General features: G+C 38.8%; 3 protein-coding genes. All 3 read left to right on the plus strand.

Features of this window, described 5'->3' with window-relative positions; genetic code table 11:
- Positions 1–142: 142 nt before the first annotated feature.
- A complete protein-coding gene (locus LC574_RS33370) occupies positions 143–1,621 on the plus strand; it encodes a DNA phosphorothioation system restriction enzyme (RefSeq protein WP_229457869.1) in 1,479 nt (492 codons plus the stop codon).
- Positions 1,622–1,909: 288 nt separating this feature from the next.
- A complete protein-coding gene (locus LC574_RS33375) occupies positions 1,910–2,083 on the plus strand; it encodes a hypothetical protein (RefSeq protein WP_167407660.1) in 174 nt (57 codons plus the stop codon).
- On the plus strand, positions 2,080–3,086 hold a 1,007-nt coding region (locus LC574_RS33380; protein ID WP_229457870.1), incomplete at its 3' end, for an AAA family ATPase. The genes LC574_RS33375 and LC574_RS33380, both read left to right, overlap by 4 nt.

The raw sequence follows: 3,086 nt of genomic DNA on the forward strand, positions 1-3,086 counted from the left end.
GTCTAAGTTTTAACAAATCCTAATTATATCGTTTTTTAAATGTTTATGTCAATTGTTATTTGTCAATTGTCCTTTGTCATTTGTCATTTGTTTAAAACTAATGACCAATGACCAATGACTAATGACTAATGACTAAATAAATATGTACCTGACACAAAATTCAGTGCAGCAACTGCCCACTTTCCGATTGAAATTACCATTTGCAAGGGAAATTTTGGGCAGTTATCACACTCGGCAACCATTACCAGGATGCCCAAGAATGCCTGTGTCTCTGCAATTACGGCAATATCAGCGCCAAGCGATCGCTAGCTGGTTTACCAACAATGGCAGAGGGACGCTGAAAATGGCTACTGGTAGTGGTAAAACTATTACTGCACTAGCGATCGCTTGTGAACTCTACCAACAAATTAATTTACAAGTTCTGTTGGTAGTGTGTCCCTATCGTCATCTCGTCACCCAATGGGCGCGAGAATGTGAAAAATTTAATTTGCAGCCCATTTTAGCCTTTGAGAATTTACACACCTGGCAAAGTCAACTTTCTACCCAAATTTATAATCTGCGTTCTGGTTCTCAACGGTTTGTCACGGTGATAACTACAAACTCCACTTTAATTGGAGATGGTTTTCAGTCTCAACTCAAATATTTTCCCGCCAAAACTTTAATTATTGGGGATGAGGCGCATAATTTAGGCGCACCCAAGTTAGAAGAAAGTTTACCACGTAGTGTTGGGTTGAGACTAGCTTTATCTGCCACACCGGAAAGGTATTTTGATGATTTTGGTACACAATCTTTATTTGACTATTTTGGCCCAGTTCTCCAGCCAGAGTTCACTTTGAAGGATGCGATCGCTCAAGGTGCTTTGGTGCATTATCTGTATTATCCGGTGCTGGTAGAGTTAACTGAAGCAGAAAGTATTGCCTATTTAAAGTTAACTAAAAGAATTGGGCGATCGCTTCTTTATCGAGATCGAGAAAATGGCGAAGCGGGGTTTGAAGATAATGAAGATTTAAAGCCGTTGTTGATGCAAAGAGCTAGGTTAATTGGTGCGGCGGAAAATAAATTAAATACTTTGCGAGATTTAATGATGACTCGCCGCGAAACTACTCACACTCTTTTTTATTGTAGCGATGGTTCCCAAGAGGCGGGACAACGTTCATCGCTACGCCAACTTAAAGCTGTTGCTAAAATTCTGGGTGTGGATTTAGGGTACAAGGTAAGTACCTATACAGCACAAACAACTTTACAAGAAAGGGAAATTTTACGACATCAATTTGAAAGTGGAGAGTTGCAAGGTTTGGTGGCAATTCGTTGTTTAGATGAAGGTGTCGATATTCCAGCAATTCAAACTGCGGTGATTTTATCAAGTTCTGGTAATCCCCGCCAATTTATTCAGCGACGGGGGCGAGTTTTACGTCCTCATCCGGCTAAAGAACGCGCGACAATATTTGACATGATTGTTTTGCCACCAGATTTAGATAGAGAAACTATAGAAGTTGAGCGTAATCTATTAAAAAAGGAATTGCGTCGCTTTGTGGAGTTTGCTGATTTAGCTGATAACGCAGGGGAAGCAAGAATGAAGTTACTTGATTTACAAAAGCGATATGGTTTATTAGATATTTGATGAGCAATTGTAAAATTTTTTGAGTTTTGAAAAAAGAAGCATTAAGTATGAAATAATAAAACTAGGAAGTTGATCATAATGGGATGTAAGTAGCTTTAAAAATTTTACTTACATCCCATTATGATGAAGATTAGTTAAAATAAATAATAACAGAAAACAATAAAATAATAAAGCGTTTTTTCAAATAAAGTTTAGGATTTTAAAGATAACGCAAACAGTGGCTTTACGGAGACTATTCCAGCACTAGAGAAAGTTAAAATATAGAAAAAGTTTATTTTCAAATCCGATATGTCACAAGAGGCAAATATCGATGATGTGCAGGAGCCAATAACCAGCGCTCCGCCGGAGGTGCGGCGAATTATTGAGCGGGTATGGAAGCTGGAAAAAGGCAGACTAGATAAAAAGATTAACAGCCATATAAATGATAATATTTTGGACATTATTAAGGAAGAGGTGCGATGAAGCTGACTTCAATCAAGCTATGCAACTTTCGCTCCTTTTATGGTACGACACCAGAGATGATTCTGGCTGGAGGAGATGTTCAGAACACGACGATTATTCATGGCAATAATGGCTCTGGAAAAACTAGTTTACTGAATGCCTTTACTTGGGTATTATATGAGAAATTTAGTGCAGCGTTTGCATCGATAGAACAGTTGGTGAATAAGCGTGCGATCGCAGAAACTCAAAAAGGTCAAGCTGTAGAATGTTGGGTAGAAATTGGCTGGGAACATGAAGGTAAACGCTATCGAGTTAAACGCGCCTGTCGCGGTTATAAAAACGAAGGTGATTTTGACGCTGGTAAAACTCAATTAACCATGTGGGTTGGTGCGGATGATGGCAAATGGAATATACCAATTCAGCAACCAGACGATATAATTAATCAAATTTTACCTGCTACTTTACATCAATATTTTTTCTTTGACGGCGAACGAATTGAAGAAATAGTCCGTTCTGACAAAAAAGCTGAAATTGCCGAAGCTACAAAAATTTTCTTGGGTGTGGAAGTAATCAACCGTTCCATCAGACATTTGGGAGATGCTAAAAAAACTCTAGAAAATGAATTAAAAGCTATTGGTGATTCTGAAACTAAACAACTGTTACGACAGCAAGAAAAGTTAGAACGCGAACGTGAACGCATTACCAAACGGCAAACAGAAATTAAAGAAGAGTTAGAATATCAACAAACTTTTAAAAAAGAGACAAGTAATCGTTTACGAGAACTGAGTGCTGCTAAGGAATTGCATTGTTCGCGGTGCCACGAATACACTCCTCCTCAAATGCTTGATAAAAAAACCTGGGAAGCCGGGGTTTTACCTGAAATGGGTCTAAGACTGGGCATTGGCGATCTGTTTGGTAAATTGCTGGGGATGAGTCAGGAACATATGAATCAGACAATTGCAGCCAACATATATCCTGACAGGCCGATGCTGGCAGAAGAGGACTGGAAGAAAATTGTGGCTTA

It is taken from the genome of Nostoc sp. CHAB 5715, assembly GCF_020829685.1.
Lineage (GTDB): Bacteria > Cyanobacteriota > Cyanobacteriia > Cyanobacteriales > Nostocaceae > Nostoc.